Source organism: Variovorax sp. TLI9-5A (assembly GCF_056867935.1).
On the sequence record NZ_CP200310.1, the window covers coordinates 1,300,010 to 1,318,530 of the forward strand.

Consider the following 18,521-nt stretch of genomic DNA (forward strand, 5'->3'; position numbering starts at 1 on the left):
CAAATGAGCAGCATCAAGCCCCTCAACGGCATCAAGATCATCGACTTCACGCACGTGCAAGCCGGTCCGGCCTGCACGCAGATGCTGGCCTGGTTCGGCGCCGACGTGATCAAGGTGGAGCGCCCGGGCGCCGGCGACGTCACCCGCAGCCAGCTGCGCGACATCCCGAACGTCGACGCGCTGTACTTCACCATGCTCAACAGCAACAAGCGCTCGATCACGCTGGATACGAAGAAGCCCGAGGGCAAGATCGTGCTGGAAAAGCTGATCCGCGAATCCGACGTGCTGGTGGAAAACTTCGGCCCCGGCGCGCTGGACCGCATGGGCTTCACCTGGGAACGCCTGCAGGAGCTGAACCCGAAGATGATCGTCGCCTCGGTCAAGGGCTTCAGCGAAGGCCACCACTACGAGGACCTGAAGGTGTACGAGAACGTGGCGCAGTGCGCCGGCGGCTCCGCCTCCACCACCGGCTGGTGGAAGGGTGAGAACTCGGTGCCGACGATCTCGGCGGCCGCTCTGGGCGACTCCAACACCGGCATGCACCTGGCCATCGGCATCCTGACGGCCATCATCGGCCGCCAGCAGACCGGCAAGGGCCAGAAGGTGGCCTGCTCGATGCAGGACGCCGTGCTCAACCTGTGCCGCGTGAAGATGCGCGACCAGCAGCGCCTGGACAGCGTGGGCTACCTCGAGGAATACCCGCAGTACCCGCACGAGATGAGCGCGTTCGCCGACAAGGTCGTGCCGCGCGGCGGCAATGCGGGCGGCGGCGGCCAGCCCGGCTGGATCCTGAAGTGCAAGGGCTGGCAGACCGACCCCAACGCATACATCTACTTCACGGTGCAGGGCCACGCCTGGGAGCCGATCTGCGAGGCGCTGGGCAAGCCCGAGTGGAAGACCGACCCCGACTACATGACGGCCAAGGCCCGCCAGCCGCACATCGAGCAGATCTTCGCGACCATCGAGGACTTCATCAAGGACAAGACCAAGTTCGAGGCGGTGGACATCTTCCGCAAGTACGACATTCCGTGCGCCCCGGTGCTGTCGATGAAGGAACTGCTGCACGACGAGTCGCTGCGCAAGAGCGGCTCGATCGTCGAAGTCCCGCACAAGGAGCGCGGCAGCTACTGGACCATCGGCAGCCCGATCAAGTTCTCGGACCTCAAGCCCGAAGTCACCGCCTCGCCCCTGCTGGGCGAGCACACCGAAGAGGTGCTGGCCGAACTGGGCTACACCCGGGAGCAGATCGACAACCTGAAGGAAGCAAAAGCCGTGTGATCGGCTCACCCCCAGGCTTGCCCACTTCGTGTGGCGGCGCCCACCCCCTTCGAGGGGGCGACACCCGCGGCCCGGCAAAGCCAGTTCCGCGGTGTCTCTGGAAGGAGGCGGCACTGCGGGGGCCGGATTGGAATGAAGCGCCGGAGGCAAACATGCAAGCGAATGTCGATTTCAAGCAGCTCGTCGAAGGCTCCGGCGATGCGATCATGGTGTGCGACGCGAAGGGCGCGATCACGCTGTGGAACCGCGCCGCCGAACGCATCTTCGGCTTCAGCGAGGCCGAGGCGCTCGGCCAGTCGCTCGACCTGATCATCCCCCAGCGCCAACGCCAGCGGCACTGGGACGGCTATCACAAGACGATGGAAACCGGCGTCACCAAGTACGGCGCCGACCTGCTGCGCGTGCCAGCCCTGCACAAGGAGGGGCGCACCCTGTCGATCGCCTTCACGGTGTCGATGCTGTTCTCCGCCGATCACCAAGTCACGGGCATCGTCGCCGTCGTGCGCGACGAGACCGCCCGCTTCGCCGAGGAGCGCAAACTTCGCGCCCGTCTGGTAGAAGTCGAAGCCACCACGATCAGAGAAGGAGACAGTCAATGAGCCAAGCACTCGAGGGCGTGCGCATCCTCGACTTCACCCACGTGCAGTCGGGCCCCACCTGCACCCAGCTTCTGGCGTGGTTCGGCGCCGACGTGATCAAGGTCGAGCGCGCGGGAGAAGGCGACGCCACGCGCGGCCAGCTGCGCGACATTCCCGGCGCGGACAGCCTCTACTTCACGATGCTGAACCACAACAAGCGCTCGATCACGCTGGACACCAAGAACCCCAAGGGCAAGGAGGTCCTGGACAGCCTCATCAAGACCTGCGACGTACTGGTCGAGAACTTCGCGCCCGGCGCGCTCGACCGCATGGGCATCACCTGGGCCCACATCCAGAAGCTCAACCCGCGCATGATCGTCGCCTCGGTCAAGGGCTTCGGGCCCGGCAAGTACGAGCACTGCAAGGTCTACGAGAACGTGGCCCAGTGCGCGGGCGGCGCGGCCTCCACCACCGGCTTCGAGGACGGTCCGCCGCTGGTCACCGGCGCACAGATCGGCGACAGCGGCACCGGCCTGCACCTGGCGCTCGGCATCCTGGCGGCGCTGTTCCAGCGCAACAGCACCGGGCGCGGCCAGCAGGTGCTCGCGCCGATGCAGGACGCGGTGCTCAACCTGTGCCGCGTGAAGATGCGCGACCAGCAGCGGCTGGAGCGCACCGGAACCATGCACGAGTACCCGCAGTACCCCGACGGCAAGTTCGGCGACGCGGTACCGCGCGCGGGCAATGCATCGGGCGGTGGCCAGCCCGGCTCCATCCTCAAGTGCAAGGGCTGGGAAACCGACCCCAACGCGTACATCTACTTCATCACGCAGGCGGCGGTGTGGCCGGCGGTGTGCAAGGTCATCGGCGAGGAAGGCTGGATCACCGACGAGGCCTACGCCACGCCGGCGGCGCGCCTGCTGCACCTGAAGCCGATCTTCGCGCGCATCGAGCAGTGGACCATGACCAAGACCAAGTTCGAGGCCATGGACATCCTCAACGAATACGACATCCCGTGCGGGCCGATCCTCTCGATGAAGGAGATCGCCGCGGACGAGTCGCTGCGCGAGACCGGCACCATCGTCGAGGTCGACCACCCGGTGCGCGGCAAGTACCTGACGGTGGGCAACCCCATCAAGATGTCCGACAGCCCGACGGTGGTGACGCGTTCGCCGCTGCTCGGCGAACACACCGAGGAAGTGCTCAGGCAGCTCGGTTACGACGCGGACGCCCTGGCGACCCTGCGGGCCGAACGCGTGATCTGAGGCCCGGCGGCGCGGGCCGCCGCCTTTTGCCGTTTTTCTCTTTTCTGGCGCGCTGCCTGTTCACGGGCAGCGCGGAGGGCGCCTGCGCGCCCGGATTTCGAATCAATTGCCGGTTACCGGTCTGGCTGGAATTGCGAGATTTTCATCCATAACCTGCAATGAATGGTTTTTATAAATTCATTTGATTTTTATTTATCGTCCATCGCTTCTACATTTTGAACTCGCCGGAATTTCTCATCCCATTCGTCGATCCGGCATTCATTCAAGGAGAAGATCATGGAAAACCAGTCACCCATCCAATACTGGCGCGACGAGATCGAGCGCAATGCCTATAACGCCGCCTTCTTCGAGCTGGGGCTGCGCTGGCACTGGGACGGCGAGACCTACGACCGCCTGATGGGCCTGGGCCAGGACGCCAATACGCGCATCGGCCACTACCTGAAGACCGAGCAGCCGCATCTGCTGAAGGCCTACGACGCCGAATTCCTGGCGTTGGCCATCGAGCAGAAAAAGGAAATCCACAGAAAGCGCGAAATGGCTTCGTCGAGCTATTTTAATTGGGCCGAAAGCCACGGCGTCGAGCTGGGCGCCTGAATTTCAATTAACGATTTCAGGTAATTGCGGCCATGAACATCCACGAATTCCAGGGCAAGGAGGTGCTGCGCCAATACGGCGTGGCAACGCCTCGCGGCTTCGTCTGCCGCTCGCCCGACGAGGCGGCCGAGGCCGCCAGCCGCATCGGCGGGCGCGCCTGGGTGGTCAAGGCGCAGATCCACGCGGGCGGCCGCGGCAAGGGCGGCGGCGTGAAGCCGGCCTGGTCGGTGGACGAGGTGCGGCGCCACGCCGGCCAGATGCTCGGCATGACGCTGAAGACGCCGCAGACCGGCCCCGAAGGCCGCGTGGTGAAGCAACTGCTGGTGGAAGAAAGCGTGGAGATCGACAAGGAGCTCTACCTGGGCTTCGTGGTCGACCGCAACTCGCAGCGCGTGGCGCTGATGGCTTCGAGCGAAGGCGGCATGGACATCGAGGAGGTGGCCGCGCGCGCGCCCGAAAAGATTCACCGGCTCTTCATCAACCCCGACACCGGCCTCGGCGTGGCCGAGGCGGACGGCATCGCGCGGCGCATCGGCATCGCCGACCGCGCGGTGGTGCAGGCGCGCGTGCTGATGCAGAACCTCTGGCAGGCCTTCGACGGCAGCGATGCCTCGCTGGCCGAGATCAACCCGCTGGTGCTCACACGCGACGGCCGCGTGATCGCGCTCGACGCCAAGTTCGACTTCGACGACAACGCGCTCTTCCGCCAACCCGGCATCGCCGCGATGCGCGACCTCGGCGAGGAAGACCCGGTGGAGATCGAGGCCTCGGACGCCGGCCTCTCGTACATCGCGCTCGACGGCGACATCGGCTGCCTGGTCAACGGCGCGGGCCTCGCGATGGCGACGATGGACGCCATCAAGCTCTACGGCGGCTCGCCCGCCAACTTCCTCGACGTGGGCGGCGGCGCGACGGCCGACAAGGTGGCCGAGGCCGTGCAGCTGATGCTGCGCAACCCCAGGCTCAAGGCCGTGCTGGTCAACATCTTCGGCGGGATCATGAAGTGCGACGTGATCGCGCACGGCGTGGTCGACGCGGTGCGCGAGACCGGCCTCAGGGTGCCGCTGATCGTGCGCATGAAGGGCACCAACGAGGACCTGGGCCGGACCATCCTCGCGCAGTCGGGCCTGTCGATCATCAACGCCGACGACATGGCCGAGGCCGCGCAGCGGGCCATCGGCGCGGCCAGCAACTGGGAGCGCCAGCGATGAGCCGCTCTCGTCGTTTCCAGCAACAGTCGATGGAGCTCGCCGCATGTCCATCCTGATCGACAAGCACACCCGCGTCATCACGCAGGGCATCACCGGCAGGACGGGGCAGTTCCATACGCAGGCCTGTCTCGAATACGGCAACGGCAGGCATTGCTTCGTGGCGGGCGTGAATCCGCTGAAGGGCGGCCAGTCGATGGCGGGCATTCCGATCTTCGGCACGGTGAAGGAGGCCAAGGCAGAAACCGGCGCGACGGTCTCGGTGATCTACGTGCCGCCGGCCTTCGCGGCCGCCGCCATCGACGAGGCCGTCGATGCCGAGCTCGACCTGGTCATCTGCATCACCGAGGGCATCCCGGTGCGCGACATGATCCGCACCCGCCACCGCATGCAGGGCCGCAAGACGCTGCTGCTGGGGCCCAACTGCCCGGGGCTCATCACGCCCGGAGAGATCAAGATCGGCATCATGCCCGGCCACATCCACCAGCGCGGGCGCATCGGCGTGGTCTCGCGCTCGGGCACGCTGACCTACGAGGCCGCGAGCCAGCTCGCGAGCTTCGGCATCGGGCAGTCGACGGTGGTGGGCATCGGCGGCGATCCGGTCGGCGGGCTGCGGCATATCGACGTGCTGAAGATGTTCAACGACGACCCGCGCACCGACGCCGTGATCATGGTCGGCGAGATCGGCGGCGACGCAGAGGAGCAATGCGCGCGCTGGATACGCGACCACATGACCAAGCCCGTGGTCGGCTTCATCGCCGGTGCCAGCGCGCCGCCCGGCAAGCGCATGGGTCATGCGGGCGCCATCGTCTCCGGAGGCCGCGGCACCGCGCAGGAAAAGCTCGCGGTGATGAAGGAGTGCGGCATCCACGTCACGCGCAATCCGGCGGACATGGGAAAGCTGCTCGCCTCGCTCGTGGTGCCCGATTACCTGCCGTTCGACTGATCGATCGAACGGCGGCGGACCCGAATCCTCAACATCCAGAAAGACGACAACAACATGGAACAGCAGCAGAAGAAATGGGTCCGCTTCGAGCACGCCGGCGGCATCGGCTTCGGCACGCTCGAAGGCGACGCGGTGCACGAGTGGCAGGGCGACATGTTCGGCAGCTCCGAGCCCACGGGCCGCGTGTTCGCGCTGGCCGGGCTGCAGCTGCTCACGCCCACCGAGCCCACCAAGGTGATCGCGCTGTGGAACAACTTCCACGCGCTGGGCGCCAAGCTGAGCCTGCCGGTGCCGGCAGAGCCGCTGTACCTGCTGAAGACGCCCAACTCGTACCTCGCGCCCGGCAAGCCCATCCGCAAGCCGCTGTGCGACGGCAAGGTGGTGTTCGAGGGCGAACTCGGCATCGTCATCGGCAAGACCGCCACCGCCGTGCCGGAAGCCGACGCGCTCGACCACGTGTTCGGCTACACCTGCGCCAACGACGTCACCGTGGCCGACATCCTCAACCGCGATGCCTCCTTCGCGCAGTGGGTGCGCGCCAAGGGCTTCGACACCTTCTGCCCCATGGGCCCGGTGGTGGCCACCGGCCTCGACCCCGCCACGCTCACCGTGACCACCACGCTCAACGGCGAGCAGCGGCAGAACTACCCGATCAGCGACATGCGCTTCTCTGTGCAGCAGCTCGTGAGCCTCATCTCGCAGGACATGACGCTGCACCGCGGCGACGTGATCCTCTGCGGCACCTCGGTCGGCGTCGGCTCCATGAAGCCCGGCAGCCTCGTCGAGATCGAGATCGGCGGCATCGGAAAGCTCAGCAACCGCTTCGGCTGAACGCAGCGCAAGGGTCGCGCAAGGATTTCAACTCTTGGGGATAGACGACATGAAAATTGCAATCATCGGAGCCGGCGCCATCGGCGGGCTGGTCGGCGTGAAGCTCGCGCTGGCCGGCGAGGACGTCACGTTCATCGTGCGAGGCGCCAACCTCGAAGCCATAGGCCGCAACGGCATCAAGCTGGTATCGGCCGAAGGCGAGGAACAGGTGGCGCGCAACGTCAAGGCTACCGACCGCTACGACGAGGCGGGAGCGCAGGACATCGTGGTGCTCGCGATGAAGGCCCACCAGGTCGAGACCGTCGCCAACGACGTGCCCAGGCTCTTCGGGCCCGACACGGTGGTCGTGACCATGCAGAACGGCGTCCCGTACTGGTACTTCCACAAGCACGGCGGCGCGCTCGAAGGCACGCCGGTGCGCAGCGTCGATCCTTCGGGAATCGTCGCCGCGAAGCTCCCCGCGCAGCGCGTGATCGGCTGCGTGGTGTATCCGGCCTCGGAGCTCATCGCGCCCGGCGTGGTCAGGCACATCGAGGGCGACCGCTTCCCGGTGGGCGAGCTCGACGGCTCGAGCAGCAAGCGCGTGAACCGGGTCTCGGCCTGCTTCACCGGCGCGGGCTTCAAGGCGCCGGTGCTAGACAACATCCGCTCCGAGATCTGGCTCAAGCTGTGGGGCAACCTCACCTTCAACCCGATCAGCAGCCTCGCGCATTCCACGCTCGTGGACATCTGCCAGTACCCGCCTTCGCGCGAGCTGGCCGCCGCGATGATGCGCGAGGCGCAGGCCGTCGCGCACAAGCTGGGCATCGAATTCCGCGTGACGCTGGAAAAGCGCATCGCGGGCGCCGAGAAGGTCGGCAAGCACAAGACTTCGATGCTGCAGGACGTGGAAGCAGGCCGCGCGCCCGAGATCGACGCGCTGGTCGGCGCCGTGGTCGAACTGGCCCGGCTCACCGAGACGCCCACGCCGCACATCGACACCGTCTACAGCCTCGTCAAGCTGCTCGCGCGCACGATGGAAGACCAACGCGGCCGGGTGAAGCTCGACGAGATCGCGGCATGAGCGGATGGCGTTTCTCCCTCTCCCCTCGGGGAGAGGGCTGGGGTGAGGGGGGCGGCCTTCGCGTGGGCCCCGCCTCGACCAACGCCGTCGGCCCTCACCCCCACCCTCTCCCCGAGGGGAGAGGGAGCAATGCCCTGGGTACCGGGGGCGTTCGATGAGACGCACGCGCAGCGCCCGGATCGTCGCCACCCTCGGCCCGGCCACCACCGACGAGCCGGCCATCCGCGCACTGTTCGGGCGCGGCGTGGACGTGTTCCGGCTCAACTTCAGCCACGGCACGCAGCACGACCACGCGCGCCGCATCGAGAGCATCCGCCGCCTCGAGCAGGAATACGGTCGGCCCATCGGCATCCTGCTCGACCTGCAGGGGCCCAAGCTGCGGCTGGGCACCTTCGAGGGCGGGCGGGCGCATCTCGACGCGGGCGCGCGCTTCCGGCTCGACATGAGCCAGGCCAGCGGCAATGCACGCCGCGCGCCGCTGCCTCATCCCGAAATCTTCGCTGCGCTGCAGAACGGCACCGAGCTGCTGCTCGACGACGGCAAGCTGCGCCTGCGCGTGGACAGCCACGGTGCCGACTTCGCCGAGACCACGGTGCTGGTGGGTGGGCCGATTTCCGACCGCAAGGGGGTCAACGTGCCCAGCGTGCTGCTGCCGATCTCGCCGCTCACGTCCAAGGATCGCGACGACCTGGCCTTCGGCCTCTCGATGGGCGTGGACTGGGTCGCGCTCTCCTTCGTGCAGCGGCCCGAGGACATCGAGGAGGCGCGCGCCATCATCGGCTCGCGCGCGTGGATCATGGCCAAGCTGGAGAAGCCCGCGGCCATCGAGCACCTGGATGCGATCGTCGAACTGTGCGACGGCATCATGGTGGCGCGCGGCGATCTCGGCGTGGAACTGCCGCCCGAGCAGGTGCCCGAGCTTCAGCGACTGATCGTGCGCACCTGCCGCAAGGGCGGCAAGCCGGTGGTGGTGGCGACGCAGATGCTCGAATCGATGATCGTCTCGCCGGTGCCCACGCGCGCCGAGGTGTCGGATGTGGCGACCGCCGTGTACGACGGCGTCGACGCGGTGATGCTCTCGGCCGAATCGGCCTCGGGCAAATATCCGCTGGAGGCGGTCGCGATGATGGACCGCATCATCGCGCGCGTGGAGGCCGACCCGTCGTACCGCGCGGGCATCGATGCCACGCACGATGCGGCGCTGTCGACCACGGCCGACGCGGTGTGCGCCTCGATGCGCCAGGTGGCCTCGCTGCTCGCGCCGGCCGCCACCGTGACCTACACATCCTCCGGCTTCACCAGCCTGCGCGCGGCGCGCGAGCGCCCGGCGGTGCCCATCCTGAGCCTCACGCCCGACGTTGCCGCTGCACGGCGCATGGCGATGGTGTGGGGCGTGCATGCCGTGCTGGTCGACGACGTGCACGACGTGGCGGAGATGATCGACTGCGCCTGCCGCACGGCGCGCAGCGAGGGCTTCGCAAAGGAGGGCGACGACGTGGTGGTGGTGGCGGGCCTGCCCTTCGGGCAGTCGGGCACAACCAACCTGCTGCACGTCGCCCGAATACCGCGCTGAACACCGTTCGCCGCTAGCAGCATTGCGATGAAACACGCGACCCTGCGCCAGATGAAGGTCTTCGAGGCAGTGGCGCGGCTGCTGAGCTTCTCGCGCGCGGCCGAAGAGCTGCACCTCACGCAGCCCGCCGTTTCCACGCAGGTGCGCAAGCTCGAGGAGCACGCGGGCAATGCACTCTTCGAGCAGTTCGGCAAGAAGATCTACCTCACGCCCGCGGGCACCGAGCTGCTGCAGATCAGCCGCGCGATCATCCAGCAGTTCGAGGCGGCCGAGCACGCGATGATGCAGTTCAAGGGCGTTTCCGGCGGCAAGCTCAACGTGGGCGTCATCAGCGCGGGCGACTACTTCTTTCCGCGCCTGCTGGTCGAGTTCGCGAGCCGCCACCAGGGCGTGACGCTGAACTTCACGGTCCACAACCGCGCGGAGCTGCTGACCCACATCGCGGAGAACCTCACCGATCTCGCGATCATGGTGCGCCCGCCCACCGATCTCGACACCGTCAACCAGCCCTTCGCGCCGCACCCCTATGTGATCGTCGCGGCGCCGGGCCATCCGCTGGCGGGCGAGAAGAGGATTCCGATGGCGCGACTGATGCGCGAGCCCTTCGTGGTGCGCGAGAAGGCGTCCGACACCTGGCACTCGATGGAAGAGGGCTTCGGCGGCGACCTGAGCGGCATCAACATCGCGATGGAGATACGCAGCACCGAGACCATCAAGCAGGCGGTGATCGCGGGCATGGGCGTGAGCTTTCTTTCAGCCCACACCGTGAGCCAGGAGTTGCGCGGGGGTAGCCTCTGCGTGCTCGACGTGGAAGGCCTGCCGCTGATGCTCAACTGGTACGTGGTGCACCGCCGCAGCAAGCGGCTGCCGCCCGTGGCGCAGGCCTTCAAGGAGTTTCTTCTGAGCGACGGGCCTTCGCTGATCTCGCAGATCGTTCCCTTCGAAGGCCCCAAAGAAAAAGAGCGCGGCGAGTGACTCGCGCGCGCTCCTGGTGGGGGAGGAATCCGCCGCGGCGGTTCAACGCCGCACGAGTGCCGAACGGCGCTGCATGAGGGCGGCGCGAGCGGCCTTGTAGAAGATCACGATGGGCATCACCGCGAACAGCTCGCGCATGACGTTGCTGGCGGCCGAGGAAGACGAGGGGGCGCGCAGCGCGTTGGAATTCAGGGTCGTGTGGCTCATTGAGTGCTCCAAAAAAAGAATCTGAAACTGAATCGGAAAGACCGAAGGGATTACCCTGAATTTTAGGGTTTACCCTAGACGAGGGCAAACGCGATTTTCGCGTTTCTTGACCCAGGTCAATTTTTTCCCTGTCGAAGAGGTTCTCTTCATGGGGCGGAAGTTCCCCTGCCAGAGCCGATCGGAAGAGCATCGGCCGCGCGCAGCGCGTGCATTGCAAAGCCATCGAAGACATCGCATGAGCTGACGCATGCATCGCAAAAGGGCGCGCAACCATCACGCGCGAATCATCGAAATTCCGTCATCCATTTCTCTTCCGTGATGCGATGCGCGAAGCCCGCTCGACATGCATCGCAGCGGCCTCTCATCCGCATCGCGCGCAGTGCGATTTCCAGAGAGGAATCAGTGCCTCGTGCTAGGGATACCTCGGGGGTTCCGCGAGAGTGCGATTCGTGTGAACTTGACTGAGGTCAAGAGTTTTTGAGTCGCTCGGTCCGACAGTCATTCACGCGCACAACGCTAGTGAATCCAATGCCGTGTATCGATGTCAACGAAGCCTCGTCGCCCGTCGATACACACCGATCGCTCGACTGATTGCTCTGCTTTGGCAGCCCGTCGGATTTCAACGAAAACACCAAGGACAACTCCATGACTCGGCCCACCTCCACGATCGCAGGTTCCAACGCCGCGATGTATCCACCGTCCGAAAACTATGCCGCCAGTGCGACCCGATCAGAGGCGTACCGATGGGGCCAATTGCTCATAGGCATCGTCTGCATGGCGATGATCGCCAACCTGCAGTACGGCTGGACGCTCTTCGTCAATCCGATCGCCGACAAGCACGGATGGAGCCGCGCCGCGATCCAGGTCGCCTTCACCATCTTCGTTCTCACCGAAACCTGGCTGGTGCCCATCGAAGGCTACCTCGTCGACCGCTTCGGCCCGCGTCCCGTGGTGCTGGTGGGCGGCGTGCTGTGCGGCTTGGGCTGGGTGCTCAATTCGTTCGCCGATTCGCTCGCGCTGCTGTACATCGCGGCGGCCATCGGCGGCGTCGGTGCCGGCGCGGTCTACGGCACCTGCGTGGGCAACGCGCTCAAGTGGTTCCCCGACCGGCGCGGGCTCGCGGCAGGCATGACCGCCGCGGGCTTCGGCGCGGGCTCGGCGCTCACGATCATCCCGATCTCCTCGATGATCAAGTCCAGCGGCTACGAATCGGCGTTTCTCTATTTCGGGATCGGGCAGGGACTGATCGTGTTCCTGCTCGCATGGATGCTGACCCGCGCACCCGACCACGCCAAGGCTTCGAACAACCGCGCCGTGCAGCAGTCGCGCCGCGACTACGCACCGTCGGAGGTACTGCGCTCGCCGGTGTTCTGGGTGATGTACGCGATGTTCGTGATGGTGGCGGCCGGCGGCCTGATGGCCACCGCGCAGCTCGCGCCCATCGCCAAGGACTTCAAGATCATCGACGTGCCGGTCAACATCATGGGCCTGGTGCTGCCCGCGCTGACCTTCGCGCTGGCCATCGACCGCGTGCTCAACGGCCTCACGCGGCCCTTCTTCGGATGGGTGTCCGACAAGATCGGCCGCGAGCAGACCATGTTCATCGCCTTCGCGATCGAGTCGGTCGGCATCCTGATGCTCTACCACTACGGCCAGAACCCGCTGCTCTTCGTGATCCTCACCGGCATCGTGTTCTTCGCCTGGGGCGAGATCTACAGCCTGTTCCCCTCGACCTGCGCCGACACCTTCGGCTCCAAGTACGCGGCATCGAACGCCGGCATGCTCTACACCGCCAAGGGCACGGCCTCGCTGCTGGTGCCTCTGTCGAGCGTGCTGGCCGCTTCCACCGGCAGCTGGCAGGCCGTCTTCATCGCGGCCAGCGCGGTCAATGCGCTCGCGGCGCTGATGGCGTGGTTCGTGCTGCGGCCGATGCGTCGCAAGCACATCGAGGCCAGCAGCAACGAATAGAACACCTGGTCACCACGAAGGCGGGCAGCGCCGGTACCATCCGGACATTCCGTCTTTCCCCACACGGCCCCGCCATGAAGATGGCGGGGCCTTTTGCCGATGAACAGGAGCCCTCGCAGTGACGATCTACCGACTTGACGCGCATGAACCGGTCATCGACGCCAGCGCCCGCGTGGCCGAAAGCGCCAGCGTGATCGGGCAGGTCGTGCTCGCGCCCGGCAGCAGCATCGGCGCGCATTCGGTGCTGCGCGGCGACAACGAGCCCATCACCGTCGGCCGCGGCAGCCAGGTTGAGGCGGGCGTGATGCTGCATGCGGACCCGGGCTTTCCGCTCACCATCGGCGCCGATGTGACGGTGGGGCCGCATGTGATGCTGCACGGCTGCACCGTGGGCGACGGCGCCGTCATCGGCGAGAACACCGTCGCGCTCAACGGCTCGGTGGTGGGCCGTGGGTGCATCGTCGAGCCGGGTTCGCTGCTGACCGAAGGCAAGGTATTTCCCGACCGTTCGCGCATCGCGGGCCGCCCCGCGAAGGTCACCGGCGAGGTGGGCGACGAAGAGGCCGAAGCGCAGCTGCGCAGGGCGCGCGAAGCCTCCGCCCGATAGGGGCTTTCGCTCAGTTCTTCCGATCCTTGCGAAACCCTGCGCGCCCGCAGGGTTTGTGCGCATTGGCACCGTGCTTGTTTCGGCGGAAATTGACTTGTGTCAAGGCCCCCGACGCCCGATTCATCGACATTGATCCCCAAGCGGACGACCACGGGATTCGCGTCGAATTCGCGACGTCGAACCCGTGACGGAACCACGATGAAAACAGCTCCGCTTGAATGGCTTCAGGGCCACAGGCAGCGACAGGCAGCAACGGAGCAGATCGGACGGACCATGAAACAGGAACAGGGTCAGCAGGCGCAGCAGGGCCACGAGGCGGGCGAGCTCGCCACCGTGCAGCGCGTCCTGCAGGCGCATGAGAACGAGCCCGGCGCGCTGCTGCCGATACTGCACGACGTGCAGGACGCGCTCGGCTACATCCCCGCGCACACGGTGGCGGTGATCGCCGAGGCGCAGAACCTCTCGCGCGCCGAGGTGCACGGCGTCGTCACCTACTACCACCACTTCCGCAGCGCACCCGCGGGCCGCCACGTGATCCAGATCTGCCGCGCCGAGGCCTGCCAGTCGATGGGCGCCGATGCCCTGCTGGCCCACGCGGAGCTGCGCCTGGGCTGCAGCGCGCACGGCACCACGAAGGACGGCGCTTTCACGCTGGAGCCGGCCTTCTGCCTCGGCCTGTGCGCCTCCTCTCCCGCGATGACGCTGGACGACCAGCCGCATGCGCGCATGACGCCCCGTACATTCGACGCGCTGGTCGCGCAGGTCGCCCCATGAGCACCATCACCGTCTATGTTCCGCGCGACTCGGCCGCGCTCGCGGCCGGCGCCGACCGCGTGGCCCAGCGCATCGCGAAGGAAGCCACCGCGCGCGGCCTGATGCTGGAGATCGTGCGCAACGGCTCGCGCGGCATGTTCTGGCTCGAGCCGTTGGTGGAGGTGAACACGCCCGCCGGCCGCATCGCCTACGGGCCGGTGACGCCCGACGACGTGGCGGGCCTGTTCGATGCGGGCTTCCTCACCGGCGGCAGGCATCCGCTGGCGCTCGGCCAGACCGAGGAGATCCTGTACCTGAAGAAGCAGGAGCGCCTGACCTTCTCGCGCATGGGCATCACCGACCCGGTGTCGCTCACCGACTACCAGGCCTATGAAGGCTTCGCCGGCCTGCGCCGCGCGCTGGCGCTCGCGCCGGAGGACATCGTGCAGCAGGTGCTCGACTCGGGCCTGCGCGGACGCGGCGGCGCCGCCTTTCCGGCGGGCATCAAGTGGAAAACGGTGCTGGGCACGGCGGCGGCGCAGAAGTACATCGTCTGCAACGCCGACGAAGGCGACTCGGGCACCTTCTCCGACCGCATGACGATGGAGGGCGACCCCTTCATGCTGATCGAAGGCATGACCATCGCGGGCCTCGCCACCGGCGCGACGCAGGGCTACATCTACGTGCGCTCCGAGTATCCGCATGCGATCGCCACGCTGAACGAAGCCATCCGCATCGCCGAGGCGGCGGGCTTCCTCGGCGACAACATCCTGCGTTCGGGCAAGCGCTTCTCGCTCGCGGTGCGCAAGGGCGCGGGCTCGTACGTGTGCGGCGAAGAGACGGCGCTGCTCGAAAGCCTGGAGGGCAAGCGCGGCATCGTGCGCGCCAAGCCGCCGCTGCCGGCCATCGAGGGGCTGTTCGGCCAGCCCACGCTCATCAACAACGTCATCACGCTGGCCAGCGTGCCGCTGATCCTGGCGCGCGGCGCGGCCTTCTATCGCGACTACGGCGTGGGCCGCTCGCGAGGCACGCTGCCGATGCAGCTGGCCGGCAACATCAAGTACGGCGGCCTGGTAGAGAAGGCCTTCGGCGTCACGCTGCGCGAGCTGCTCTACGACTACGGCGGAGGCTCGGCCTCGGGCCGGCCCATCAAGGCCGTGCAGGTCGGTGGGCCCCTGGGCGCCTACCTGCCCGAATCGAAGTGGGACCTGCCGCTGGACTACGAAGCCTATGCGGCCGTCGGCGGCACCGTGGGCCATGGCGGCATCGTGGTGCACGACGACACGGCCGACCTCTCGAAGCTCGCGCGCTACGCCATGGAGTTCTGCGCGCTCGAATCCTGCGGCAAGTGCACGCCCTGCCGCATCGGCTCGACGCGCGGCGTGGAAGTGATCGACAAGATCCGCGGCAACCAGAACCGACCGCAGCAGGTGATGCTGCTGCGCGACCTGTGCGACACGATGGTCCACGGCTCGCTGTGCGCCATGGGCGGCATGACGCCGTTCCCGGTGCTCTCGGCGCTCGACCATTTCCCGCAGGACTTCGGCATCACCGTGCCGGACCGCAAGGCCGCGTGATATGCCCACCCCCGTTGCTTGCTCACTTCGTGTAGCCGCCTCCCCCCTCAAGGGGGCAACACCGGTGGCCCGGCAAAGCCGGTTCCACGGTGTTCCGCGACCCAGGTGCGAGAGCTGCAGGTGTGACGAAGCCGGTTCGCGCTTCGCACGGCGGTAGTGAATTTGCCAGACCAGAGAGAAAGCTAAGGACATGTTGGACCATCTCAAGGAAATCGACTACGGCACCCCCAGGCGCGAATCGGAGCGCGAGGTGACGCTGGAGATCGACGGCAACGAAGTCACCGTGCCCGCGGGCACTTCGCTGATGCGCGCGGCGGTGGATGCGGGCATCCAGGTGCCCAAGCTCTGCGCCACCGACAGCCTGGAGCCCTTCGGCTCCTGCCGGCTGTGCCTGGTCGAGATCGAGGGTCGCCGGGGCTTCCCGGCCTCGTGCACTACGCCTGCGGAGGCCGGCATGAAGGTGCGTACCCAGACGCCCAAGCTGCAGGACCTGCGCAAGGGCGTGATGGAGCTCTACATCTCCGACCACCCGCTCGACTGCCTCACCTGCTCGGCCAACGGCAACTGCGAGCTGCAGGACATGGCGGGCGTGACCGGCCTGCGCAACGTGCGATACGGCTTCGACGGCGCCAACCACCTCAAGAGCGAGAAGGACGAGTCGAACCCGTACTTCAGCTACGACCCGTCGAAGTGCATCGTGTGCAACCGCTGCGTGCGCGCCTGCGAGGAAACGCAGGGCACCTTCGCGCTGACCATCAGCGGCCGCGGCTTCGAGTCGCGCGTGTCGCCGGGCCAGGACGAGGCCTTCATGGATTCGGAGTGCGTGAGCTGCGGCGCCTGCGTCGAGGCCTGCCCCACCGCCACGCTGCAGGAGAAGTCGGTGATCTGGCTCGGCCAGCCCGAGCACAGCGTGATCACTACCTGCGCCTACTGCGGCGTGGGCTGCTCGTTCAAGGCCGAGATGAAGGGCAACGAGGTCGTGCGCATGGTGCCGTGGAAGGACGGCAAGGCCAACGAGGGCCACTCCTGCGTGAAGGGCCGCTTCGCCTGGGGCTACGCCACGCACCAGGACCGCATGCTCAAGCCGATGATCCGCAAGAACATCAGCGACCCTTGGCAGGAGGTGAGCTGGGAGGCCGCGCTCAACTACGCCGCGAGCGAGTTCAAGCGCCTGCAGGCCAAGTACGGCCGCGACTCCATCGGCGGCATCACGTCCTCGCGCTGCACCAACGAGGAAACCTACCTCGTGCAGAAGCTGGTGCGCGCCGCCCTCGGCAACAACAACGTCGACACTTGCGCGCGCGTGTGCCATTCGCCCACGGGCTACGGACTGAAGCAGACGCTGGGCGAGTCGGCGGGCACGCAGACTTTTGCCTCTGTCGACAAGGCCGACGTGATCATGGTGATCGGCGCCAACCCGACCGACGGCCACCCGGTGTTCGCGTCGCGCATGAAGAAGCGGCTGCGCCAGGGCGCGAAGCTGATCGTGGTCGACCCGCGCCGCATCGACATCGTGAAGTCGCCGCACATCCAGGCGGCGCACCACCTGCAGCTGCGCCCCGGCACCAACGTGGCGGTGGTCACGGCGCTGGCGCACGTCATCGTGACCGAGGGGTTGATGGCCGACGAGTTCGTGGCCGAGCGCTGCGACACGGCCTCGTTCAAGGAATGGAAGTCGTACGTCGAGCGCCCCGAGCAGTCGCCCGAGGCCACCGAGGCGGTCACCGGCGTGCCGGCGGCCGAGATGCGCGCCGCCGCGCGGCTCTTCGCCACGGGCGGCAATGCCGCCATCTACTACGGCCTGGGCGTGACCGAGCACAGCCAGGGCTCGACCACGGTGATGGGTATCGCCAACCTCGCGATGGTCACCGGCAACGTGGGCCGCGAGGGCGTGGGCGTGAATCCGCTGCGCGGCCAGAACAACGTGCAGGGCTCCTGCGACATGGGCTCCTTCCCGCACGAGCTGCCGGGCTACCGCCACGTGTCGGACAGCACCACGCGCTCCGCGTTCGAGGCCGCATGGGGCGTGCCGATCGACCCCGAGCCGGGCCTGCGCATTCCCAACATGTTCGACGCCGCCATCGGCGGCAGCTTCAAGGGGCTGTACTGCGAGGGCGAGGACATCGTGCAGTCCGACCCGAACACCCAGCACGTGGCCGCCGCGATGATGGCCATGGAATGCGTGGTGGTGCAGGACATCTTCCTTAACGAGACCGCCAAGTACGCGCACGTGTTCCTGCCGGGCTCCTCCTTCCTGGAGAAGGACGGCACCTTCACCAACGCCGAGCGCCGCATCTCGCGCGTGCGCAAGGTGATGCCGCCGAAGGCCGGCTATGCCGACTGGGAAGTGACGGTGAAGCTCGCGCAGGCCCTCGGCTATCCGATGGACTACAGGAGCCCGGAAGAGATCATGGACGAGATCGCCGCGCTCACGCCCACCTTCCACGGCGTGAGCTACAAGCGCCTCGACGAACTGGGCAGCATCCAGTGGCCCTGCAACGAGAACGCGCCCGACGGCACGCCCACCATGCACATCGACCGCTTCGTGCGGGGCAAGGGCAAATTCATCGTCACGCAGTACGTGGCGACCGACGAGAAGGTCACGCGCAGGTTCCCGCTGCTCTTGACCACGGGGCGCATCCTCTCGCAGTACAACGTGGGCGCGCAGACGCGGCGCACCGAGAACAACCAGTGGCACAGCGAGGACCGGCTGGAGATCCATCCGCACGACGCGGAGGAGCGCGGCGTGAAGGAAGGCGACTGGGTCGGCATCCAGAGCCGCGCGGGCGAGACGGTGCTGCGCGCCACGGTGTCGGAGCGCGTGCAGCCGGGCGTGGTCTACACCACCTTCCACTTCCCCGAGTCGGGCGCGAACGTGATCACCACCGACAACTCCGACTGGGCCACCAACTGCCCCGAGTACAAGGTCACGGCGGTGCAGGTGGCGCCGGTGATGCAGCCCTCGGCCTGGCAGCAGGAGTACAGCCGCTTCAACCGGACGCAGCACGACCTGCTCGCCGCCGCCTCGCACCAGAGCAACGAGACGGTGCCGGCCAAGTGAAGAGCCAGGGAAAGAGCGGAGTGCCCGCCGCATGAAC

General features: G+C 66.9%; 16 protein-coding genes. 15 read left to right on the forward strand and 1 reads right to left on the reverse strand.

Going from position 1 to position 18,521, the window contains the following annotated elements:
* The first annotated feature begins 3 nt into the window (after nucleotides 1-3).
* The 10 genes from frc (AC1VNX_RS06320) (at nucleotide 4) to AC1VNX_RS06365 (ending at nucleotide 10,311) form a co-directional block, all read left to right on the forward strand.
* Complete coding sequence (frc, locus tag AC1VNX_RS06320; RefSeq protein ID WP_483155939.1) at nucleotides 4-1,278, forward strand: formyl-CoA transferase; 1,275 nt, start codon at nucleotides 4-6, stop codon at nucleotides 1,276-1,278.
* Between the two features lie 152 nt (nucleotides 1,279-1,430).
* Nucleotides 1,431-1,877, forward strand: a complete 447-nt coding sequence (locus tag AC1VNX_RS06325; protein ID WP_483155940.1) for a PAS domain-containing protein — start codon at nucleotides 1,431-1,433, stop codon at nucleotides 1,875-1,877.
* A complete protein-coding gene (frc, locus tag AC1VNX_RS06330) occupies nucleotides 1,874-3,121 on the forward strand; it encodes a formyl-CoA transferase (RefSeq protein ID WP_126023597.1) in 1,248 nt (415 codons plus the stop codon). The genes AC1VNX_RS06325 and frc (AC1VNX_RS06330) overlap by 4 nt, the downstream gene beginning before the upstream one ends.
* Nucleotides 3,122-3,397: 276 nt before the next feature.
* On the forward strand, nucleotides 3,398-3,715 hold the full coding sequence (locus tag AC1VNX_RS06335; protein ID WP_483155941.1) for an HAD family hydrolase: 318 nt from the start codon (nucleotides 3,398-3,400) through the stop codon (nucleotides 3,713-3,715).
* Nucleotides 3,716-3,747: 32 nt separating this feature from the next.
* The gene (sucC, locus tag AC1VNX_RS06340; RefSeq protein WP_483155942.1) at nucleotides 3,748-4,926 is read left to right on the forward strand and encodes an ADP-forming succinate--CoA ligase subunit beta; all 1,179 of its coding nucleotides are present in this window, start codon (nucleotides 3,748-3,750) and stop codon (nucleotides 4,924-4,926) included.
* A 43-nt stretch (nucleotides 4,927-4,969) separates the two neighbouring features.
* Nucleotides 4,970-5,869, forward strand: a complete 900-nt coding sequence (gene sucD / locus AC1VNX_RS06345) for a succinate--CoA ligase subunit alpha (RefSeq protein ID WP_483155943.1) — start codon at nucleotides 4,970-4,972, stop codon at nucleotides 5,867-5,869.
* 54 nt (nucleotides 5,870-5,923) lie between these two features.
* On the forward strand, nucleotides 5,924-6,700 hold the full coding sequence (locus tag AC1VNX_RS06350; protein ID WP_483155944.1) for a fumarylacetoacetate hydrolase family protein: 777 nt from the start codon (nucleotides 5,924-5,926) through the stop codon (nucleotides 6,698-6,700).
* Nucleotides 6,701-6,749: 49 nt separating this feature from the next.
* A complete protein-coding gene (locus tag AC1VNX_RS06355; protein ID WP_483155945.1) occupies nucleotides 6,750-7,763 on the forward strand; it encodes a 2-dehydropantoate 2-reductase in 1,014 nt (337 codons plus the stop codon).
* A gap of 154 nt (nucleotides 7,764-7,917) precedes the next feature.
* Nucleotides 7,918-9,336: a pyruvate kinase gene (gene pyk / locus AC1VNX_RS06360; RefSeq protein ID WP_483155946.1), complete on the forward strand. Its 1,419-nt coding sequence runs from the start codon at nucleotides 7,918-7,920 to the stop codon at nucleotides 9,334-9,336.
* A 27-nt stretch (nucleotides 9,337-9,363) separates the two neighbouring features.
* Nucleotides 9,364-10,311 (forward strand): LysR family transcriptional regulator, encoded by a 948-nt coding sequence (locus AC1VNX_RS06365; RefSeq protein ID WP_483155947.1) that lies wholly within the window; start codon nucleotides 9,364-9,366, stop codon nucleotides 10,309-10,311.
* Nucleotides 10,312-10,353: 42 nt separating this feature from the next.
* On the opposite strand, the gene AC1VNX_RS06370 is transcribed toward AC1VNX_RS06365, so the two are convergent.
* Complete coding sequence (locus AC1VNX_RS06370; protein WP_483155948.1) at nucleotides 10,354-10,518, reverse strand: hypothetical protein; 165 nt, start codon at nucleotides 10,516-10,518, stop codon at nucleotides 10,354-10,356.
* 687 nt (nucleotides 10,519-11,205) lie between these two features.
* On the opposite strand from AC1VNX_RS06370, the gene oxlT reads away from it, so the two are divergent.
* The 5 genes from oxlT to fdhF all read left to right on the forward strand — a co-directional run bounded on the left by oxlT (nucleotide 11,206) and on the right by fdhF (nucleotide 18,484).
* The gene (gene oxlT / locus AC1VNX_RS06375) at nucleotides 11,206-12,486 is read left to right on the forward strand and encodes an oxalate/formate MFS antiporter (protein ID WP_483161889.1); all 1,281 of its coding nucleotides are present in this window, start codon (nucleotides 11,206-11,208) and stop codon (nucleotides 12,484-12,486) included.
* 118 nt (nucleotides 12,487-12,604) lie between these two features.
* Nucleotides 12,605-13,093: a gamma carbonic anhydrase family protein gene (locus tag AC1VNX_RS06380; RefSeq protein WP_483155949.1), complete on the forward strand. Its 489-nt coding sequence runs from the start codon at nucleotides 12,605-12,607 to the stop codon at nucleotides 13,091-13,093.
* A gap of 273 nt (nucleotides 13,094-13,366) precedes the next feature.
* Nucleotides 13,367-13,867 carry a formate dehydrogenase subunit gamma gene (locus AC1VNX_RS06385; RefSeq protein ID WP_483155950.1) on the forward strand — a complete coding sequence of 167 codons (501 nt, stop codon included), beginning with the start codon at nucleotides 13,367-13,369 and terminating at the stop codon, nucleotides 13,865-13,867.
* The gene (locus tag AC1VNX_RS06390; protein ID WP_483155951.1) at nucleotides 13,864-15,423 is read left to right on the forward strand and encodes a formate dehydrogenase beta subunit; all 1,560 of its coding nucleotides are present in this window, start codon (nucleotides 13,864-13,866) and stop codon (nucleotides 15,421-15,423) included. Before AC1VNX_RS06385 ends, AC1VNX_RS06390 begins: the two co-directional genes overlap by 4 nt.
* Nucleotides 15,424-15,613: 190 nt before the next feature.
* Nucleotides 15,614-18,484: a formate dehydrogenase subunit alpha gene (gene fdhF, locus AC1VNX_RS06395; protein WP_483155952.1), complete on the forward strand. Its 2,871-nt coding sequence runs from the start codon at nucleotides 15,614-15,616 to the stop codon at nucleotides 18,482-18,484.
* Nucleotides 18,485-18,521: the final 37 nt, after the last annotated feature.

What these genes read in the sequence shown, in the direction of transcription:
- AC1VNX_RS06370 (WP_483155948.1), bottom strand. Translation starts at nt 10,518, where the DNA reads ATGAGCCACACGACCCTGAATTCCAACGCGCTGCGCGCCCCCTCGTCT.
- AC1VNX_RS06365 (WP_483155947.1), top strand. Translation starts at nt 9,364, where the DNA reads ATGAAACACGCGACCCTGCGCCAGATGAAGGTCTTCGAGGCAGTGGCG.
- frc (WP_126023597.1), top strand. Translation starts at nt 1,874, where the DNA reads ATGAGCCAAGCACTCGAGGGCGTGCGCATCCTCGACTTCACCCACGTG.
- oxlT (WP_483161889.1), top strand. Translation starts at nt 11,206, where the DNA reads ATGTATCCACCGTCCGAAAACTATGCCGCCAGTGCGACCCGATCAGAG.
- AC1VNX_RS06390 (WP_483155951.1), top strand. Translation starts at nt 13,864, where the DNA reads ATGAGCACCATCACCGTCTATGTTCCGCGCGACTCGGCCGCGCTCGCG.
- AC1VNX_RS06335 (WP_483155941.1), top strand. Translation starts at nt 3,398, where the DNA reads ATGGAAAACCAGTCACCCATCCAATACTGGCGCGACGAGATCGAGCGC.
- AC1VNX_RS06385 (WP_483155950.1), top strand. Translation starts at nt 13,367, where the DNA reads ATGAAACAGGAACAGGGTCAGCAGGCGCAGCAGGGCCACGAGGCGGGC.
- AC1VNX_RS06325 (WP_483155940.1), top strand. Translation starts at nt 1,431, where the DNA reads ATGCAAGCGAATGTCGATTTCAAGCAGCTCGTCGAAGGCTCCGGCGAT.
- frc (WP_483155939.1), top strand. Translation starts at nt 4, where the DNA reads ATGAGCAGCATCAAGCCCCTCAACGGCATCAAGATCATCGACTTCACG.
- AC1VNX_RS06355 (WP_483155945.1), top strand. Translation starts at nt 6,750, where the DNA reads ATGAAAATTGCAATCATCGGAGCCGGCGCCATCGGCGGGCTGGTCGGC.
- fdhF (WP_483155952.1), top strand. Translation starts at nt 15,614, where the DNA reads ATGTTGGACCATCTCAAGGAAATCGACTACGGCACCCCCAGGCGCGAA.
- AC1VNX_RS06350 (WP_483155944.1), top strand. Translation starts at nt 5,924, where the DNA reads ATGGAACAGCAGCAGAAGAAATGGGTCCGCTTCGAGCACGCCGGCGGC.
- sucC (WP_483155942.1), top strand. Translation starts at nt 3,748, where the DNA reads ATGAACATCCACGAATTCCAGGGCAAGGAGGTGCTGCGCCAATACGGC.
- pyk (WP_483155946.1), top strand. Translation starts at nt 7,918, where the DNA reads ATGAGACGCACGCGCAGCGCCCGGATCGTCGCCACCCTCGGCCCGGCC.
- sucD (WP_483155943.1), top strand. Translation starts at nt 4,970, where the DNA reads ATGTCCATCCTGATCGACAAGCACACCCGCGTCATCACGCAGGGCATC.